Below are 17,925 nucleotides of genomic sequence, written 5' to 3' on the forward strand. Positions count from 1 at the left end.
GGTATCCGCGCCCAGCGCAACCACGAGCGGCCGACTGTGCAGCATTCACCCGCCGCCGTACGCCGTGGAATCGGGGCGCCCGGTCTGTCACCGCGCTCAAAGCGCCGCCCGACCTCTGTCAAATCTGGAAACGAACCGGACACCGCCGTCACTTCCCGAGCAGGTCTTCGTCGCCATGCTCGCACCCGGCCGGGCGTTTACAACGGCACAGTCCCACGTCCCCCATCACAGCTGCGGAGCGCTCCGGGCCAGCACTGCGTCGATGTCGAGCCCGCGCGGCAACGTCCCATAGACCCGTCCGTGCCCTGCAAGGCGGCTGGCGATGAAGGCATCGGATACGGCCGCGTTGCCGGCTTCGAGCAGCAGCTTGGCCTGCAGGCCAACGGCAACGTCCTCGGTGAGCTGGCGGGCGCGGTACTGGATGTCCTCGGTGTCGCCGAAGGCCGCCTTCAAACGCTGGATATGCGCCTTCAGCCGTGCATCACCGTGGCCGTCGCCTAGTTCGGCGAACAGCACCTCCAGCACGCCCGGCTCCTTCGATAGCGCGCGCAAGACATCGAGGCACTGCACGTTGCCGGAACCTTCCCAGATGGAATTCACCGGCGCCTCACGGTACAGCCGCGGCAGGATGGTTTCCTCGACATAACCAGCGCCGCCCAGGCATTCGCTGGCCTCGGCGATCATGTTCGGTGCGCGCTTGCAGATCCAGTATTTGCCGACGGCGGTGACCAGCCGGGCGAACTTGTCTTCGTGCTCGTCATGGTGATTGTCCTGGGCGCGGCCCATGCGCAGGGTCAGCGCCAGCGCCGCCTCGCTTTCCAGCGCGAGATCGGCCAGCACGTTCTGCATCAGCGGCTGCTTTAGCAGGACCCGGCCGCCGACCTGGCGGTGCGCGCAGTGATGCAGGGCCTGGGTCAGTGCCTGACGCATCAGCGAGCTGGAGCCGATCATGCAGTCGAAACGGGTCGAGGAGACCATTTCGATGATGGTCGGCACGCCGCGCCCTTCCTCACCGACCATCCAGGCCAGCGCGCCACGGTACTCGACTTCGCTGGAGGCGTTGGCCCAATTGCCCAGCTTGTTCTTCAGGCGCTGGATGTAGAACTGGTTGCGCGTGCCGTCCGGGCGATGCCGCGGCAGCAGGAAGCAGGTCAGCCCCTTGTCGGTCTGCGCCAGGGTGAGGAAGGCATCGCACATCGGCGCCGAGCAGAACCACTTGTGCCCGGTCAGCTCGTAGGCCTGCCCCGGTCCCCCGGCACCGACTGCAAAGGCACGGGTCGTGTTGGCGCGCACATCGGTGCCGCCCTGTTTCTCGGTCATCGCCATGCCGATGGTGACGCCGGCCTTCTGCTCCATCGGCAGGTTGCGCGGGTCGTATTCGGTGGCGAGGATCTTCGGCAGCCAGCGCTCGGCGAGATCCGGCTGCAGGCGCAGCGCCGGCACGCTGGCGTAGGTCATCGTCAGCGGGCAACTGCTGCCGGCTTCGGCCTGGTTGTGCAGGTACATCAGGGCGGCGCGCGCCACCTGCGCGCCGGGCTGCGGATCGGTCCACGGCAGCGAGGGGATGCCGTGCTCGATAGCTGCACGCATCAGCTCGTGATAGGCCGGGTGAAACTCCACCAGATCGATGCGATGACCGTAGCGGTCATGGCTCTTGAACACCGGCTTGTTCTCGTTGGCGAGAAAACCGGCCTGCATCAACGGGCCGCCGGCAAGCGCACCGTAGGCGTCCAGACGTTCCGCCGCCCAGCCGGCATGGTAGCGCTGCACCCATTGCTGCAGCGGCAGGTCGAGACGGTAGAGGTTGGCGCCGTCGAGGGGCGGAACCTGATTGGTGACCTCGTGGGTTTCGGCGCAGCTTTGCGGATTCATCCAAACGTCCTCCTTCTTGACCGATGCGGCGTTTTCCAGCAAGCGTAGCCGGCAACCGGCGACGCACAGGCAGTGAAGCATGTGCTGACGCGACGGTTGAAGCGAGGTATCGGCCAAAAGGTCCGCGCGTCAGGCAATCACCTGGTGCGGATCGATGAGCGCCAGGCGAACGCTGATGCGGAAACGGCTGCCCAAGCCGGGACGCGACTGCTGATCGAGCTGTCCGCCGATCACTTCCAGCAGACCGCGACTGATCGCCAGGCCGATGCCGAGGCCGCCATAACGCCGGGTCATAGAACCATCCACCTGGCGGAACTGGTGGTAGAGGAACGCCTCATCGGCGTCGCTGAAGCCGATGCCCGTGTCGATGACCTCGGCCTGCAGCAGCAGGTGATGCTGCCCTGGTTCGCCACCGAAGCGCAGCGTGATGTGTCCGCGCGACGTGAACTTGAGCGCGTTGTCGAGCAGGTGGGTCAGGCTCTGTTCGAGCTTTTCGCCGTCGCCGAAGACGCGGTCCGGCAGGTTGGCGGCGACCTCCAGCTCGAACTCCAGGCCCTTTTCCTGCGCCGCGGGAGCGAATTGCTGGTGCAAGCGCTCGGCCATCTGGCGCAGGCGGAACTCTCCGATACGGGGCCGCAACTTGCCTGCACGCAGCTCGCTCAGCGCCAGAATGTTGTTGACCAGACGCATCATGTCGCGCGCCGAGCCGGTAGCGATGTGCTGGTACTGCTGTAGCTCGTCAGCCGACTCTGACGTAGGCAGCAGCTCGAGCGCGCCCATCACGCCCATCATTGGGGTACGCAGCTCGTGACTGATGTTGGAGAGGAATTCGTCCTTGAGCCGGTTGCTCTCGGCCAGCTCGCGGTTCAGCTGTTCCAGGTCGGAGCGGGCATTCTCCAGGATCTTTGCCCGCTCGTCCTTCAGCGCATTGATGCGATCGGCCAGCGCCATCGAAAGCAGCACCACCTCCAGCGCCGCCCCCAGCTGGCTGGCGTACATCGTCAGGAAGTTGTGCGGCAGGTGGCCGAGCACCATCAGGGTGTTGATCTGCCCTCCGACCAGCAACGCGCTCCAGGCAATGATGAAATAGCGCGCCACACGCATGCCGCGCAGCCAGGCCAGGATGCCGGCGGCGAACACCGCCAGGGTGAAGAGCAGCGCCAGCGCGGTGGCCAGGCGCAGCGACAGGCCATAGTCGGTGGTCAGCGCCAGCACCATGACCACCACCGAAAAACCGATGATCAGCCGCAGCAGCCGGTCGATCCAGCGACTGTGCTCGGCCGTACGCAGGAAGCTGCGGGTGAACAGCGAGCCGAACAAGCCGGTCGCGCCGATCAGCAGCGGCGTCGCGGCGTTGGTCCACCAAAGTCGATCAGGCCAGAGAAACTGCACGCCCGCGCCGTTCACCGAGACCTGATAAAGGCCGAACGCGGCGATGTAGAGGATGTAATACAGATAGCTGGGGTCGCGGATGCTGACATAGATGAACAGGTTGTAAACCAGCATCGCCAGCAGCACACCGTAGATCATGCCGAGCACATAGAGTCGCCCGGGCTGCGCCTCGAGATAGGCGTGGTGCGACCAAAGACTCAGCGGGACCTGGACCGACCCCTCGCTCTGCACGCGCAAATACAGGGGCTGCGTCTGGTTGGCCGGCAACTCGAGTTCGAACAGGTAATTGCCCTGCCCGATCTCGCGGCTGGCCCAGGGCTGGATGTCGCCCGTGTCGCGAGCCAGGCGGTAAGAGCCGGAAGCGTCCGGCAGATACAACTGCAGGCTGTCGAGTGGTGGATAGGCCACCTCCAGCAACCAGCGCCGCGCGTCTGGCGACGACTGCGGTCGATAGTGCAGATCGACACGCACCCAATGCACGGAGCGCGAATAACCGGCGTTCAGCACATCCTTGCGATGCGCCTGGAAACGCTCCTCGAAAGCCGCCGCGGCGACATCCTCGATCCGCAGCTGGCCGTGCGGATCCTCGAACACCTGCATGTGCCGTCCGAGCGGCAGATGGCGAGTGGTTTCGTCGAGTTCGACGGCAACGGCCAGGACGGGCAGGAAGGCCAGAATGAACAGGAAGACGTGCCGCATGTTGCCTCGTGCTGGCCGAGTGCCGAAAACGAGCTCATGTCCCATGAACTCCGCCACCCAGACCGTAATCAAAGTGCCAGCAATCTACCACAGCAGTTGGGCCAGCCGGAAAAGCGGACGTGCAGCGTCGCGATCGTTCCGATGGCCGGCAGGCACCGCCGGATGACCGTTCGACCTGCAACTGCCGCGTCCCGCCGCCTCTGTTTGGTGATAAGCTCGCACGCCATGAAAAACTTCACTTCCCGTCCCGTCGTCCTCTGTCTGTCCGGCCACGATCCCAGTGGCGGCGCCGGCCTGCAGGCTGACATCGAAGCCCTGCTGGCGCAGGCCTGCCACGCCGCGCCGACCGTCACCGCGCTCACCGTGCAGGACACCGTCAACGTCACCGACTTCCGCGTGCTCGACCGCGAATGGGTACTCGCCCAGGCCAACGCGGTGATCGCTGACCTGCCCATCGCCGCGGTGAAGCTGGGCATGCTCGGCTCGGTGGAGATGGTCGAGACAGTGCTCGAGATCATGGCCAAGTTGCCCGGTGTGCCGCTGATCTGCGATCCGGTGCTGCGCGCTGGCGGCGGCGGTGCACTGGGCAAGGACGATGTTGGCTACGCCATGCGCGAGCGGCTGTTCCCGGTTTCCACCATCGCCACGCCGAATCTGCCGGAAGCTCGGATCCTTGCCGAACTGCCGGAGGGCAGCGCCGACGAGTGTGCCGAGCGCCTGCTGCCGCATATCCGCCACCTGCTGATCACCGGCGGCCATGGCGACGAGAGCGAAGTGCACAACCGTCTGTATTGCCGCGACGGCAGCCGTCACGACTTCACCTGCGCGCGCCTGCCGGGCAGCTATCACGGCTCCGGCTGCACCCTGGCCAGCGCCTTGGCCGGCCGTCTGGCACTGGGCGAGGAACTGACCAGCGCGGTCCGCTCGGCGCTCGACTACACATGGCGCACGTTGCGCGATGCCGAGGCCCCCGGGCACGGCCAGTACGTGCCGCGCCGCCTGCCCCTGGACCTGGCCTGACTGGAGAGCAGCGCATGAAGGAAGCGTCCCGCCTGCGCGGCCTGTACGCCATTACCGACAGCACATTGCTGGCCGATGGTCGCCTGCTGCCCTATGCCGAAGCCGCACTGAAGGGCGGCGCCCGCCTGCTGCAGTACCGCGACAAGACCGGCGACGAAGCGCGGCGGCTGCGCGAGGCCGATGCGCTGCAGGAACTCTGCGCCCGCCACGGCGCACAGCTGATCATCAACGACGATGCCGAACTGGCTGCGCGCCTGGGCGTCGGCCTGCACCTGGGCCAGGAAGATGGTTCGCTGGCCGCCGCGCGGGCCCTGCTCGGGCGTCAGGCGATCATCGGCGCCACCTGCCATGCGCAACTGCCGCTAGCCGAGCAGGCCGCTCGCGAGGGTGCCAGCTACGTTGCCTTCGGCCGTTTCTTCCAGTCCCACACCAAACCCGGCGCACCGGCAGCCAATCAAGAACTGCTGCGTGAAGCTCGCGCCCGTATCGGCCTGCCCATCGTCGCCATCGGTGGCATCACGCTGGACACCGCGCCGTCACTGATCGCCGCCGGCGTGCAGATGATCGCCGTGATCCACGCCTTGCTCGCCGCCGACAGTGCCGCCGAGGTCGAGCGCCGCGCCCAGGCCTTCAGCCAACTGTTCAACACGCCCTGATTCCGCCACGGCGGGCTGCTAACGCCGTCCGCCCCTGTTTTGCGAGGCCCGCATGTCCCGTTCCGAAATCCTCTTCGCCAGCGCTCAGACCCACATCCCCGGCGGCGTCAACTCGCCGGTTCGTGCGTTCCGCAGCGTCGGCGGCACCCCGCTGTTCCTCAAGCACGCCGAAGGCGCCTATGTCATCGATGAGGACGACAAGCGCTACGTCGACTACGTCGGCTCCTGGGGTCCGATGATCCTCGGCCACAGCCACCCGCAGGTACTGGATGCGGTCCGTCGCCAGCTCGAGCACGGGCTGTCCTACGGCGCGCCAACCGCGATGGAAACCGAGATGGCCGAACTGGTCTGCCGCCTGGTGCCGTCCATGGAGATGGTGCGCATGGTCAGCTCCGGCACCGAAGCGACCATGAGTGCGATCCGCCTGGCCCGCGGCTACACCGGGCGCGACGCCATCATCAAGTTCGAAGGCTGCTACCACGGCCACTCCGACAGCCTGCTGGTCAAGGCCGGCTCCGGCGCCCTGACCCAGGGCGTACCCAGCTCAGCGGGCGTGCCGGCGGACTTTGCCAAGCACACCCTGACCCTGGCCTACAACGACCTCGCCGAAGTCGAAGCCACGCTGAAGGAAAAGGGCGAGCAGGTCGCCTGCATCATCGTCGAGCCGGTCGCCGGCAACATGAACTGCGTGCCGCCGGCACCGGGCTTCCTCGAAGGCCTGCGCCGCCTGTGCGACACGCACGGCGTGGTGCTGATCTTCGACGAGGTGATGACCGGTTTCCGCGTCGCCCTCGGCGGCGCCCAGGCCTACTACGGCGTGACGCCGGACCTGTCGACCTTCGGCAAGATCATCGGCGGCGGCATGCCGGTCGGCTGCTTCGGCGGCAAGCGCGCCATCATGGAACGCATCGCCCCGCTCGGCCCGGTCTACCAGGCTGGCACGCTATCGGGCAACCCACTGGCCATGGCCGCCGGCCTGACCACCCTCGAGCTGATCAGCCGCCCCGGCTTCCATGATGCCCTGAGCGCCTATACCAGCCGCATGCTGCAGGGTCTGCAGGATCGCGCCGATGCCGCCGGCATCCCCTTCGTCACCACTCAGGTCGGCGGCATGTTCGGCCTGTATTTCAGCGGCGCCGACGACATCGTGACCTTTGCCGACGTCATGGCCAGCGACGCCGATCGCTTCAAGCGCTTCTTCCACCTGATGCTCGAGGGCGGTGTGTACCTGGCGCCGAGCGCGTTCGAGGCCGGTTTCACCTCCATCGCCCACGGCGATAAGGAGCTGGCCATCACCCTCGACGCCGCCGAGCGCGCCTTCGCCAAGCTCAAGTGAATACGCCGATGGAACTGCTGCAGGCCCTGCTACTGACAGTTGCCGCGGCCACCAGCGCGATCCTTGTCGGTCGCGCCCGGCGCCGTTACGGCGAAGCGGATCAACCGGCGCTGTTCAGCGCGATGCTCGCCTTCATCCTTGCCGCGGCCAGCGGGGCAACCGCCCTCGCCGGTGGATTGGCCGAGGCCCAGCAGTGGCTGGAACGCGCCAGCCTGCTGCTCGGTTTGCCCCTGCTCGCCCTGGCTGCACTGACCCTGGCGCGACGCTGGGCCTGGAGCCGGCCGAACTGGGGCCGCGTGGTGCTGGGCCTGTGCGTGTTTTTCGAACTGGCACGACAGCTCGGCTGGAGCGAGCCCTATGCGCTCGGCCTGCTGCTGGCCAGCGCGTTGCTGGTGATCTATGCCGCCGTGCTGCAATGGCCGGACCGTCTGCCGAGTGGCGCCGGCGTCACGGCCGGCGTGCTGTTGCCGCTCATGCTGCCGTTGCCTGGCAGCATGGCGATCGGCAACCCGTTCGCCGGGGCAGAGCCGCTGCTGCTGGCGATCGCCAGTCCGCTGCTGGCAGTCCTGCTGCTGCGGTTACCGGGCAGCGCGCGCGAGCAACAGCCAACGGCCGCATAAAAAGCCGATGGCAGGCCGTTAAAGCCTTTGTAAGCAGACTGCAGCTTATCCATAATGTGACGGCTGGCTCGTTCCAGCCTTTCATTATCGCCCTGCTCCTCGAGGCGCCAGATTTTCATGATCCGCACCGGCCGCATCCTGTCTTTGGGCTGTCTGCTGCTTCTCTCGCCTCTCACGGCTTTGGCTGGCGGGAACACCCTGCTGATCCCGGCGACCGCCCGTTGTGCCCTCGATACGCTGCCCGAGGAATTGCCTGAAGCGCTGCGCAGCTGCCAGCAGGCGGCCAGCGATGGCGACGTGCAGGCCGCCTACGAGCTGGGCGAATTCCACTACGACGGCAAACGTGCGCCACGCGATCTGGCCAAGGCGCTGTACTGGTTCGAACAGGCATCGCTGCGCGGCCATGCGGCGGCGCAGCACCGTCTCGGTGTGATGTTCTTCCGCGGCGAAGGCGTCAAGGCCAACAATGTGCAGGCCTATATTGTGCTGAAGATGGCCGCGGTCAACGGCGAGGATGAAGCGCTGGATACCGCCGACCGCGTCTCCGCGCAGATGCGCCGGGATGAGCTGGAGATTGCCAGCCAGGTGCTCGGCCAGATCTTCCGCGACTACCTGATGCAGCTGCAGGCCGCCGACGCCCCGCAGATCCCCTGAGAAACCGGTGCCCCCTGCGGTATCCGTCCGCGCTTTCCCCTGCCCGGCCATGGGCATATAATCGCCGGTCATTTTTTGCACAACGCCGGCCCGTAACATGACCCGCAAGCTTTTCATCGAAACCCACGGCTGCCAGATGAACGAGTACGACAGCTCGCGCATGGTGGACCTGCTGGGCGAACACCAGGCCATGGAGATCACCGAGAATCCGGCAGAAGCCGACGTGATTCTTCTTAATACCTGCTCGATCCGCGAAAAGGCCCAGGAAAAGGTCTTTTCGCAGCTGGGCCGCTGGCGCGAACTGAAACAGGACAATCCGCAACTGGTCATCGGCGTCGGTGGCTGCGTCGCCAGCCAGGAAGGCGCGGCGATCCGCGACCGCGCGCCTTACGTCGATGTGGTCTTCGGCCCGCAGACGCTGCACCGCCTGCCGGAAATGATCGACGCCGCGCGCACAACCAAGACGCCGCAGGTGGACATTTCCTTCCCCGAGATCGAGAAATTCGACCGCCTGCCCGAACCCCGCGTCGACGGCCCCAGCGCCTTCGTCTCGGTCATGGAAGGCTGCAGCAAGTACTGCACCTTCTGCGTGGTGCCCTACACCCGCGGCGAGGAAGTCAGCCGGCCGCTGGCCGATGTGCTGGCGGAAATCGTGCACCTGGCCGAGAACGGCGTGAAGGAAGTCACCCTGCTGGGGCAGAACGTCAACGGCTATCGCCACGACGGCCACGACTTCGCCGACCTGCTGCACGCGGTAGCGGCGATCGAAGGTATCGGTCGCATCCGTTACACCACCAGCCACCCGCTGGAGTTCTCCGACGCCATCATTCAGGCCCATGCGGACATCCCGCAGCTGGTGAAGTACCTGCACCTGCCGGTGCAGGCTGGCTCCGACCGAATCCTCGCGGCGATGAAGCGCAACCACACCGCGCTCGAGTACAAGTCGCGCATCCGTCGGCTCAAGGCCGCCGTGCCGGATATCCTGATCAGCTCGGATTTCATCGTCGGCTTCCCCGGCGAGACCGATAAGGACTTCGAGCAGACCATGAAGCTGATCGAGGACGTCGGCTTCGACTTCTCCTACTCCTTCGTCTACAGCGCACGCCCCGGCACCCCGGCAGCGGACCTCGCCGACGACACGCCGGAAGAGGTCAAGAAGCAGCGTCTGGCCATCCTGCAGCAGCGCATCAATCAGCAGGGTTTCGAGAATAGCCGACGAATGGTCGGCACCACCCAGCGCATCCTCGTCAGCGACTATTCGAAGAAGGACCCAGGCATGCTGCAGGGCCGTACCGAGCACAATCGCATCGTCAACTTCCGCTGCGACAACCCGCGACTGATCGGCCAGTTCGTCGACGTACACATCGATGACGCGCTGCCACACTCGCTGCGTGGCACCTTGCTAGCTTGAGAAGCCGGAATGCGGCCCCCATGTGAATGCATCGGGGCCGCGACTGCGCTTTTCGCTTCGCGCCCGCAGCGCTATTCTTCTTTCATCATTTCGCCGATATCGGCCACATATAAAAGCCCTTGAACGCACCCATAGAACCGCATCGTTTCACCCTCGAACCCTTTGAAGCCCGTCGCTTCGCCAATCTCTGCGGCCAGTTCGACGAGCATCTGCGCCTGATCGAACAGCGCCTGGAGCTGGAAATCCGCAACCGCGGCAATCAGTTCGAACTGGTCGGCCCGAGCAACGTGGCCAAATCCGCCGAGAATCTCCTGCGCCGCCTGTACCGCGAGACCAAGACCACCGAGCTGTCCCCGGACATGGTGCACCTGTACCTGCAGGAATCCGGCATGGAGGAACTGGCCAACCCGAACGCCCACCAGGGCGTGGCGCTGCGCACCAAGAAAGGCATGATCCGCCCGCGCGGTGCCAACCAGCAGCGCTATGTAAAGGCCATTCTCGACAACGACATCAACTTCGGTGTTGGCCCGGCCGGTACCGGCAAGACCTACCTGGCGGTGGCCTGCGCGGTGGACGCACTGGAACGCGAGCAGGTGCGCCGCATCCTCTTGGTGCGTCCGGCGGTGGAAGCCGGCGAGAAGCTCGGTTTCCTGCCCGGTGACCTGGCGCAGAAGATCGACCCCTATCTGCGCCCGCTCTATGACGCGCTCTACGAAATGCTTGGCTTCGAGCACGTGGCGCGACTGATCGAGAAACAGGTGATCGAGATCGCCCCGCTGGCCTACATGCGCGGGCGCACGCTGAACAACAGCTTCATCATCCTCGATGAAAGCCAGAACACCACCCAGGAACAGATGAAGATGTTCCTCACGCGGATCGGCTTCGGCTCCACCGCGGTGATCACCGGCGACATCACCCAGGTCGACCTGCCGCGGGGTACCAAGAGCGGCCTGGCGCATGTCATCGAGGTGCTCAAGGACGTCAACGGCATCAGCTTCACCCACTTCAAGCCCAAGGACGTGGTGCGCCACCCGCTGGTGCAACGCATCGTCGAGGCGTACGAGTCGTTCGAGGATCGTCAGTCGCCGGCCAGCAAGCGCGCCGCGCGGGATGCCGCCGATGATTGAACTCGACCTGCAATGCGCCAGCGATGGCGCCACGCCCGCTGCGGCAGACCTGCAACGCTGGTGCGAACTGGCGTTGCGCCAGCGCAGCGGCGATTCAGAACTGACCATTCGCCTGGTCGACGAAGCCGAAGGCCGCGAGCTGAACCGCACCTGGCGGCAGAAGGACTACGCCACCAACGTGCTGTCGTTCCCGGCCGACGTGCCGGACGAGTTTCTCGACATCCCGCTGCTCGGCGACCTGGTGATCTGCGTGCCGGTGGTCGAGCGCGAGGCGGCGGAACAGGGCAAGGCCCTCGACGCGCACTGGGCCCACCTGGTCATCCACGGCTGCCTGCATCTGCTCGGCTACGACCACATCGAGGATGCCGAAGCCGAGGAAATGGAAGCGCTGGAGCGCCAGCTGCTGACCGAACTGGGGCATCCCGACCCCTATGCTGAAGATTCGCCCGAAACGGGCATTTGCAAGGACTCTTGAGTCAAACGACATGAGCGAAGATCGATCGATCAGCGGGCAGAAGACCTGGCTGGAAAGAATCACCCAGGCTTTTGCCCATGAACCCAAGAATCGCCAGGAGCTTCTGGAGATCCTGCGCGAAGCCCACCAGAACAAGCTGCTCGACAACGAGGCGCTAGCCATCGTCGAAGGCGCCATCCAGGTCGCCGACCTGCAGGTACGCGACATCATGGTGCCGCGCTCGCAGGTGATCAGCATCAAGGCCGACCAATCGCCACGCGAATTTCTGCCCGCCATCATCGCCGCCGCGCATTCGCGCTACCCGGTGGTCGGCGAGAGCCTCGACGAGGTGATCGGCGTGCTGCTGGCCAAGGATCTGCTGCCGCTGATTCTCAAGGATGAGCATCACAACTTCGACATCAAGGACCTGCTGCGCCCGGCCACCTTCGTGCCCGAATCCAAGCGTCTCAATGTGCTGCTGCGCGAGTTCCGCGCCAACCACAATCACATGGCCATCGTCATCGACGAGTACGGCGGCGTGGCCGGCCTGGTGACCATTGAGGACGTGCTCGAGCAGATCGTCGGCGACATCGAGGACGAGCACGACGTCGAGGAAGACAGCTATATCCGCCCGCTGCCGAGTGGCGACTTCCTGGTCAAGGCGCTGACACCGATCGACAGCTTCAACGAGTACTTCGGCAGCGCCTTCCCCGACGATGAGTTCGATACTGTCGCCGGCCTGGTGATGAGCACCTTCGGCCATCTGCCCAAGCGCAACGAGGTGACCGAGATCGACGGCTTCCGCGTTCGCGTATTGAACGCCGACAGCCGCCGCGTGCACATGCTGCGCCTGAGTCGCCTGGAAAGCGCATGACCTGCGACTTGCCGCCCACCTACGGGCGGCGAGCCGCCGGGCAGCTTGCCCGATCGCGACGTTGCCCGTAGCCTGCGCCGCAATCCCTGCGCAAGGAAACCTCATGCACTGGTTCACCCGCCCCGGCTGGCCGGGCAATCTGCTGGCCCTGCTGGCCGGCACGCTGACCACCCTCTCCCTGGCGCCCTTCGACATCTGGCCACTGGCCCTGTTGTCGGTCGCACTGCTCTACCTCAGCCTGCGCGAAACCGGGCCAAAGCAGGCGGCGCAACGCGGCTGGTGCTACGGCTTTGGCCTGTTCGCCTCGGGCGTCAGCTGGGTCTATGTCAGCATCCATGATTTCGGCGCGGCGTCGCCGCCACTGGCCGGCCTGCTCACGCTCGGCTTCGTCGCCGGCCTGGCGCTGTTCTTCGCCCTGCTCGGCTGGCTTTGGGTGCGGCTGCTGCGCAATCGCCATTCCGCGCTCGGTGACGCGCTGGCCTTCGCCGCGCTCTGGCTGGCCTTCGACGCACTGCGTGGCTGGCTGCTCACTGGCTTTCCCTGGCTCTATATCGGCTACAGCCAGCTCGACGGCCCGCTATCCGGGCTGGCGCCGGTGGGTGGCGTCTGGCTGCTGAGCTTCGCCATCGCCCTGAGCGCCACCCTGCTGGTCGCGCTGCCGCGACTGCGTGCCGACAAGCCGCGCCTGCTGGCTGGCGTCCTGTTGCTGATCGCCCCCTGGCTGATCGGCCTGGCGCTCAAGGATCGCGCCTGGACCCAAGACAAGGGCGAGCCCTTGAGCGTGGTTGCCGTGCAGGGCAACGTCGAGCAGAGCATGAAGTGGGACCCGAAGAAGCTCGAGATGCAGCTGCTGCTGTATCGCGACATGACCTTTCGCAGCCGTCCGGCGGACCTGATCGTCTGGCCGGAAACCGCCGTGCCTATCCTCAAGGAACACGCCGAAGGCTACCTGACAATGATGGCCGGCTTCGCCAAGCAGCGCGGATCGGCGCTCATCACCGGCGTGCCGGTGCGTCAGCCCAACGCCGAGGGCGAGCTGCGCTACTACAACGGCCTGACCACCACTGGCGAGGGTGCCGGTACCTACCTCAAGCAGAAGCTGGTGCCGTTCGGCGAGTATGTGCCGCTGCAGGAACTGTTGCGCGGGCTGATCGCCTTCTTCGACCTGCCGATGTCCGATTTCGCCCGCGGCGAACCCGGCCAGCCGCTGCTACAGGCCAGAGGCCTGCAGATCGCGCCCTACATCTGCTATGAGGTGGTCTATCCGGAGTTCGCCGCGGGCCTCGCGGCGCAAAGCGACCTGCTGCTGACGGTGAGCAACGACGCCTGGTTCGGCCGCTCCATCGGCCCGCTGCAGCACCTGCAGATGGCGCAGATGCGCGCCCTGGAGGCCGGACGCTGGATGATCCGCGCAACCAACAGCGGCATCACCGTGCTGATCGACCCGTACGGGCGCATCACCGAGCAGATTCCGCAGTTCGAACAGGCCGTGCTGTATGGCGAGGTCACGCCGATGCAGGGGCTGACGCCCTACCTGCGCTGGCGTTCCTGGCCGCTGATCGTGACATGCGTGTTGCTGCTCGGCTGGGCACTGGTCAGACGCAAGTCCGCATAGGGGCCCCCTGAGCCCCTACGAATGAAAGCGTTCCGCTCAATCGTTCTCCGAGCGATAAACCAGCGGGTACACCGCCATGCCGACGATTTCATTGAGCAGCATGCCGTTCTGCCAGTAAGCCTTGGCCTCCGGCAGCCAGCCGTTCAAAGGGCGGCCGTTGGGCACGCCCATGAAGCCCACTGGCGCGGCAATCACTTCGATGCCGTTCTGCTCGAAGCACCAACGCGAACGAGGCATGTGCGCGGCCGAGGTGACCAGCACCACCCGCTCGATGCCAGCCGAGCGCAACATCTCGGCACTGAACACGGCATTCTCCCAGGTCGTACGGCTGCGCTCCTCCAGCCAGCGCGTGGCGACGCCTAGATCGCGCTGCAACACCTCGGCGCCAAGCATAGCTTCGCTGGGCGGCTGGCCGTAGTGCAGGCCCCCGCTGGTGAGAATCGGCAGGCCAGATGCCTTGGCGACGCGCGCGGCATAGCGCAGGCGCTCCAGCGCTACGTAACCGGGCTGATCTCCACCCCAGGCCGGATCGTTCTGCTCCCGGCCGGCGCCCAGTACCACGATGGCACCAGCCTGCCCGCTCAACTTCGGCCAGTGCGCCTCGGCCAGTGCCGGCTCGCGCTCCACCGCGCGCGCCGTCCATTCGACGACGATCGGCAGGCTCATCAGCCAGAGCCCACCGAAGCCGGTGACGAAACACAGCGCCGCCAGCCTCGGAGCGCGTCGGCGCAGCCACCAGCCCAGCAGCAACAGGAGCAGCAGTCCCCCCGGCGGCAACAGCAGTTGCTTGAAGAAATAACGAATGGGCATCCCAGCTCTCCGGCAAAGGTCGACACTCTAGCGGCTGTCGGCCGATTTGTCGGCGCAGGGGGCGCTCAGTGGCGCGGGTAGGTCTGCAGACGTTGCCGTGCACGTAGCAGCTGCGAGCCGCAGGCCGGACACATCGCAGGCCCGGCACCTTCCGGCCAGGTCACCTTGGTATTGCAAAGTGCGCAGCTGAGGCTCTGCTGCAGGTGCAGCGGCGCATGCCTGAGGCGTGCGCCATGGCGCTGCCGCCCGCCACCACGCACGGCTGGCCGCATCGCCTGGCGCGTGAGATGAGCCTGTTCCTCGGCAGCCGCATGCCAGCCGGAAAGCCATTGGGAATCACGTTGCAGATAGGCGCGAATCAACTCGAATTCCGCCGGCGTCAACCCGCCGACCTCCAGTTCGCCAGCGGCACCTGATTCGCCACGCTCTGCCTCCTGCAGCGCCGAACTCAAGCGCTGCAGCACCCGCGCATACAGACTGCTGTCCTCTGATTGCGACTCTCTTTCCATTGGACATACCTCGCATTTGTCCGGCCCCTGGATCAAGCGTAGCTCAGCCTGGCTCGCTCAAGCCGGACGCGACGGACGGAACCCTCGGCGCTGACGGCAAATCGGGTTTCCCTAGGCTGCGGGGGGTCATGTATGCTACGGCGCTTCCATGCCTCCGTCCGCCACCCGCCGGGTCGCGTTTGCACAAGGTCGTTCCGACCTGCCAGCCGAGCCTGCGCCAGCGCATTCGCGGAGAGCCAGCCCCTATCCAACGCCAGTAGCCATGCACGAACAGTATCAGCCCCGCGAGATCGAAGCCGCCGCGCAATCCCACTGGGATTCGCAGAAATCCTTTGAAGTGAGCGAACAGCCCGGCAAGGACACCTTCTATTGCCTGTCGATGTTCCCCTACCCCAGCGGCAAGCTGCACATGGGCCACGTGCGCAACTACACCATCGGCGACGTGATCGCCCGCTACCAGCGCATGCAGGGCAAGAACGTCCTGCAGCCCATGGGCTGGGACGCCTTCGGCATGCCGGCCGAGAACGCCGCGATGAAAAATCAGGTGGCGCCGGCGAAGTGGACTTACGAGAACATCGCCTACATGAAGGCCCAGCTGAAAAGCCTGGGCCTGGCGGTCGACTGGACCCGTGAAGTCACCACCTGCAAGCCCGACTATTACCGTTGGGAGCAGTGGCTGTTCACCCGCCTGTACGAAAAGGGCGTGATCTATCGCAAGAACGGCACCGTGAACTGGGACCCGGTGGACCAGACCGTGCTGGCCAACGAGCAGGTCATCGACGGCCGCGGCTGGCGTTCGGGCGCGCTGATCGAGAAGCGCGAAATCCCGATGTACTACTTCAAGATCACCGCCTACGCGGACGAGCTGCTGGAAAGCCTGGACGAGCTGGATGGCTGGCCCGAGCAGGTCAAGACCATGCAGCGCAACTGGATCGGCAAGTCGCGCGGCATGGAGATCAGCTTCCCCTACGACGTCGCCAGCATCGGCAGCGAAGGCGTGATGAAGGTCTTCACCACCCGCCCCGATACGCTGATGGGTGCGACCTACGTGGCCGTTGCAGCGGAACATCCGCTGGCCACTCTCGCCGCGCAGAACAACCCCGAGCTGCAGGCCTTCATCGACGAGTGCAAGCGCGGCGGCGTCGCCGAAGCCGACATCGCCACCCAGGAAAAGAAAGGCCTGGCCACCTCCCTGCGCGTGCAGCATCCGCTGACCGGTGAACTGCTGCCGGTATGGGTCGCCAACTACGTACTGATGAACTACGGCGAAGGCGCAGTCATGGCCGTGCCGGCGCATGACGAGCGCGACTTCGAATTCGCCAGCAAGTACGGCCTGCCGATCAAGCCGGTGGTGCGCACCAGCGCCGGCGACGAGACGCCCGCGCCCTGGCAGGACGCCTACGGCGAGCACGGCCAGCTGATCAACTCCGGCATCTATGACGGCCTGGATTTCGAAGGTGCCTTCGACGCCATCGAAGTGGCGCTGCAGAAGAAAGGCCTCGGCCAGGCGCGCACCCAGTTTCGTCTGCGCGACTGGGGCATCAGCCGCCAGCGCTACTGGGGCTGCCCGATCCCGATCATCCATTGCGACAGCTGTGGCGACGTGCCGGTGCCGGAAGACCAGCTGCCGGTGGTGTTGCCCGAAGACGTGGTGCCGGACGGCGCAGGCTCGCCGCTGGCCAGGATGCCCGAGTTCTACGAATGCACCTGCCCGAAATGCGGCGCCCCGGCCAAGCGCGAAACCGACACCATGGACACCTTCGTGGAGTCGTCCTGGTACTTTGCCCGCTACGCCAGTCCGAACTATGACAAGGGCATGGTCGACCCGCAGGCGGCCAACCACTGGCTGCCGGTGGATCAGTACATCGGCGGTATCGAACACGCCATCCTGCACCTGCTCTACGCACGCTTCTTCCACAAGCTGATGCGCGACGAAGGGCTGGTCAGCTCCAACGAACCGTTCAAGAACCTGCTGACCCAGGGCATGGTGGTCGCCGAAACCTACTACCGCACCCTGGAAAACGGCGGCAAGGACTGGTTCAACCCGGCCGACGTCGTGGTCGAGCGTGATGCCAAGGCCAAGGTCATCGGCGCCAGGCTGAAGACCGACGGGCAGCCGGTGGAAATCGGCGGCACCGAGAAGATGTCCAAGTCCAAGAACAACGGCGTCGACCCGCAGGCGATGATCGACGCCTACGGCGCCGACACCTGCCGCCTGTTCATGATGTTCGCCTCGCCGCCGGACATGAGCCTGGAGTGGTCCGACTCCGGCGTCGAGGGCGCCAGCCGCTTCCTGCGCCGCGTCTGGCGTCTGGCCCACGCGCACGTCAGCGCCGGGCTGCCGGGTACGCTCGATCTGGCCGCATTGAACGACGAACAGAAGGCCGTGCGCCGCGCGATTCACCTGGCGATCAAGCAGGCCAGCACCGATGTCGGCCAGCACCACAAGTTCAATACCGCCATTGCCCAGGTGATGACGCTGATGAACGTGCTGGAGAAGGCGCCGACCACCAGCGAGCAGGACCGTGCTCTGCTGCAGGAAGGCCTGGAAACGGTCGCCCTGCTGCTGGCCCCGATCACTCCGCACATCTCTCACGAACTCTGGCAGCGGCTGGGCAAGAGCGGCACGATCATCGATGCGCAATGGCCGAAGGTCGACGAATCCGCCCTCGTGCAGGACAGCCTGACTCTGGTGGTGCAGGTCAACGGCAAGCTGCGTGGCCAGATCGAAGTGCCGGCCAGCGCCAGCCGCGAAGAGGTGGAGACCGCCGCGCGCGGCAACGAGAACGTGCTGCGCTTCACCGAAGGCCTGACCATCCGCAAGGTCATCGTGGTGCCGGGCAAGCTGGTCAACATCGTCGCTAACTGATTCGGTC

General features: G+C 65.6%; 15 protein-coding genes. 11 read left to right on the forward strand and 4 right to left on the reverse strand.

Features of this window, described 5'->3' with window-relative positions; genetic code table 11:
* Nucleotides 1-225: 225 nt before the first annotated feature.
* Together HZR81_RS01255 and HZR81_RS01260 are read right to left on the reverse strand one after the other, a co-directional pair.
* Nucleotides 226-1,872 carry an acyl-CoA dehydrogenase family protein gene (locus HZR81_RS01255; protein ID WP_500127101.1) on the reverse strand — a complete coding sequence of 549 codons (1,647 nt, stop codon included), beginning with the start codon at nucleotides 1,870-1,872 and terminating at the stop codon, nucleotides 226-228.
* Between the two features lie 129 nt (nucleotides 1,873-2,001).
* On the reverse strand, nucleotides 2,002-3,963 hold the full coding sequence (locus HZR81_RS01260) for a sensor histidine kinase (protein WP_500127102.1): 1,962 nt from the start codon (nucleotides 3,961-3,963) through the stop codon (nucleotides 2,002-2,004).
* A 225-nt stretch (nucleotides 3,964-4,188) separates the two neighbouring features.
* Between HZR81_RS01260 and HZR81_RS01265 the strand changes: the two genes are divergently transcribed.
* The 10 genes from HZR81_RS01265 to lnt all read left to right on the forward strand — a co-directional run bounded on the left by HZR81_RS01265 (nucleotide 4,189) and on the right by lnt (nucleotide 13,730).
* Nucleotides 4,189-4,983: a hydroxymethylpyrimidine/phosphomethylpyrimidine kinase gene (locus HZR81_RS01265; protein ID WP_500127103.1), complete on the forward strand. Its 795-nt coding sequence runs from the start codon at nucleotides 4,189-4,191 to the stop codon at nucleotides 4,981-4,983.
* A 14-nt stretch (nucleotides 4,984-4,997) separates the two neighbouring features.
* Complete coding sequence (gene thiE, locus HZR81_RS01270; protein WP_500127104.1) at nucleotides 4,998-5,639, forward strand: thiamine phosphate synthase; 642 nt, start codon at nucleotides 4,998-5,000, stop codon at nucleotides 5,637-5,639.
* Nucleotides 5,640-5,691: 52 nt separating this feature from the next.
* Nucleotides 5,692-6,975, forward strand: coding sequence for a glutamate-1-semialdehyde 2,1-aminomutase (gene hemL / locus HZR81_RS01275; protein ID WP_500127105.1), 1,284 nt, complete (start codon nucleotides 5,692-5,694; stop codon nucleotides 6,973-6,975).
* An 8-nt stretch (nucleotides 6,976-6,983) separates the two neighbouring features.
* Complete coding sequence (locus tag HZR81_RS01280; RefSeq protein WP_500127106.1) at nucleotides 6,984-7,595, forward strand: hypothetical protein; 612 nt, start codon at nucleotides 6,984-6,986, stop codon at nucleotides 7,593-7,595.
* A 117-nt stretch (nucleotides 7,596-7,712) separates the two neighbouring features.
* On the forward strand, nucleotides 7,713-8,249 hold the full coding sequence (locus HZR81_RS01285) for a tetratricopeptide repeat protein (protein WP_063540866.1): 537 nt from the start codon (nucleotides 7,713-7,715) through the stop codon (nucleotides 8,247-8,249).
* 97 nt (nucleotides 8,250-8,346) lie between these two features.
* The gene (gene miaB / locus HZR81_RS01290) at nucleotides 8,347-9,660 is read left to right on the forward strand and encodes a tRNA (N6-isopentenyl adenosine(37)-C2)-methylthiotransferase MiaB (protein WP_063540865.1); all 1,314 of its coding nucleotides are present in this window, start codon (nucleotides 8,347-8,349) and stop codon (nucleotides 9,658-9,660) included.
* 119 nt (nucleotides 9,661-9,779) lie between these two features.
* A complete protein-coding gene (locus HZR81_RS01295) occupies nucleotides 9,780-10,787 on the forward strand; it encodes a PhoH family protein (protein WP_156245125.1) in 1,008 nt (335 codons plus the stop codon).
* Nucleotides 10,780-11,262 carry an rRNA maturation RNase YbeY gene (gene ybeY / locus HZR81_RS01300; RefSeq protein ID WP_500127107.1) on the forward strand — a complete coding sequence of 161 codons (483 nt, stop codon included), beginning with the start codon at nucleotides 10,780-10,782 and terminating at the stop codon, nucleotides 11,260-11,262. The genes HZR81_RS01295 and ybeY overlap by 8 nt, the downstream gene beginning before the upstream one ends.
* A gap of 10 nt (nucleotides 11,263-11,272) precedes the next feature.
* A complete protein-coding gene (locus HZR81_RS01305) occupies nucleotides 11,273-12,115 on the forward strand; it encodes a CorC family transporter (RefSeq protein WP_063540862.1) in 843 nt (280 codons plus the stop codon).
* A 103-nt stretch (nucleotides 12,116-12,218) separates the two neighbouring features.
* Nucleotides 12,219-13,730, forward strand: coding sequence for an apolipoprotein N-acyltransferase (lnt, locus tag HZR81_RS01310; protein ID WP_500127108.1), 1,512 nt, complete (start codon nucleotides 12,219-12,221; stop codon nucleotides 13,728-13,730).
* Between the two features lie 36 nt (nucleotides 13,731-13,766).
* On the opposite strand, the gene HZR81_RS01315 is transcribed toward lnt, so the two are convergent.
* Nucleotides 13,767-14,540: a YdcF family protein gene (locus HZR81_RS01315; protein WP_500127109.1), complete on the reverse strand. Its 774-nt coding sequence runs from the start codon at nucleotides 14,538-14,540 to the stop codon at nucleotides 13,767-13,769.
* Nucleotides 14,541-14,605: 65 nt separating this feature from the next.
* Nucleotides 14,606-15,049 carry a hypothetical protein gene (locus HZR81_RS01320; RefSeq protein ID WP_174214544.1) on the reverse strand — a complete coding sequence of 148 codons (444 nt, stop codon included), beginning with the start codon at nucleotides 15,047-15,049 and terminating at the stop codon, nucleotides 14,606-14,608.
* Nucleotides 15,050-15,311: 262 nt separating this feature from the next.
* Between HZR81_RS01320 and leuS the strand changes: the two genes are divergently transcribed.
* Nucleotides 15,312-17,918: a leucine--tRNA ligase gene (gene leuS, locus HZR81_RS01325; RefSeq protein ID WP_500127110.1), complete on the forward strand. Its 2,607-nt coding sequence runs from the start codon at nucleotides 15,312-15,314 to the stop codon at nucleotides 17,916-17,918.
* Nucleotides 17,919-17,925 lie beyond the last annotated feature (7 nt).

The sequence above is a fragment of the Pseudomonas sp. LM13 genome, assembly GCF_041381355.1.
GTDB lineage: Bacteria > Pseudomonadota > Gammaproteobacteria > Pseudomonadales > Pseudomonadaceae > Stutzerimonas > Stutzerimonas frequens.

Excerpts from the sequence above, each read along its gene's own strand:
- HZR81_RS01255 (WP_500127101.1), bottom strand. The coding sequence starts at position 1,872 with ATGAATCCGCAAAGCTGCGCCGAAACCCACGAGGTCACCAATCAGGTT.
- HZR81_RS01260 (WP_500127102.1), bottom strand. The coding sequence starts at position 3,963 with ATGCGGCACGTCTTCCTGTTCATTCTGGCCTTCCTGCCCGTCCTGGCC.
- HZR81_RS01265 (WP_500127103.1), top strand. The coding sequence starts at position 4,189 with ATGAAAAACTTCACTTCCCGTCCCGTCGTCCTCTGTCTGTCCGGCCAC.
- thiE (WP_500127104.1), top strand. The coding sequence starts at position 4,998 with ATGAAGGAAGCGTCCCGCCTGCGCGGCCTGTACGCCATTACCGACAGC.
- hemL (WP_500127105.1), top strand. The coding sequence starts at position 5,692 with ATGTCCCGTTCCGAAATCCTCTTCGCCAGCGCTCAGACCCACATCCCC.
- HZR81_RS01280 (WP_500127106.1), top strand. The coding sequence starts at position 6,984 with ATGGAACTGCTGCAGGCCCTGCTACTGACAGTTGCCGCGGCCACCAGC.
- HZR81_RS01285 (WP_063540866.1), top strand. The coding sequence starts at position 7,713 with ATGATCCGCACCGGCCGCATCCTGTCTTTGGGCTGTCTGCTGCTTCTC.
- miaB (WP_063540865.1), top strand. The coding sequence starts at position 8,347 with ATGACCCGCAAGCTTTTCATCGAAACCCACGGCTGCCAGATGAACGAG.
- ybeY (WP_500127107.1), top strand. The coding sequence starts at position 10,780 with ATGATTGAACTCGACCTGCAATGCGCCAGCGATGGCGCCACGCCCGCT.
- HZR81_RS01305 (WP_063540862.1), top strand. The coding sequence starts at position 11,273 with ATGAGCGAAGATCGATCGATCAGCGGGCAGAAGACCTGGCTGGAAAGA.
- lnt (WP_500127108.1), top strand. The coding sequence starts at position 12,219 with ATGCACTGGTTCACCCGCCCCGGCTGGCCGGGCAATCTGCTGGCCCTG.
- HZR81_RS01315 (WP_500127109.1), bottom strand. The coding sequence starts at position 14,540 with ATGCCCATTCGTTATTTCTTCAAGCAACTGCTGTTGCCGCCGGGGGGA.
- HZR81_RS01320 (WP_174214544.1), bottom strand. The coding sequence starts at position 15,049 with ATGGAAAGAGAGTCGCAATCAGAGGACAGCAGTCTGTATGCGCGGGTG.
- leuS (WP_500127110.1), top strand. The coding sequence starts at position 15,312 with ATGCACGAACAGTATCAGCCCCGCGAGATCGAAGCCGCCGCGCAATCC.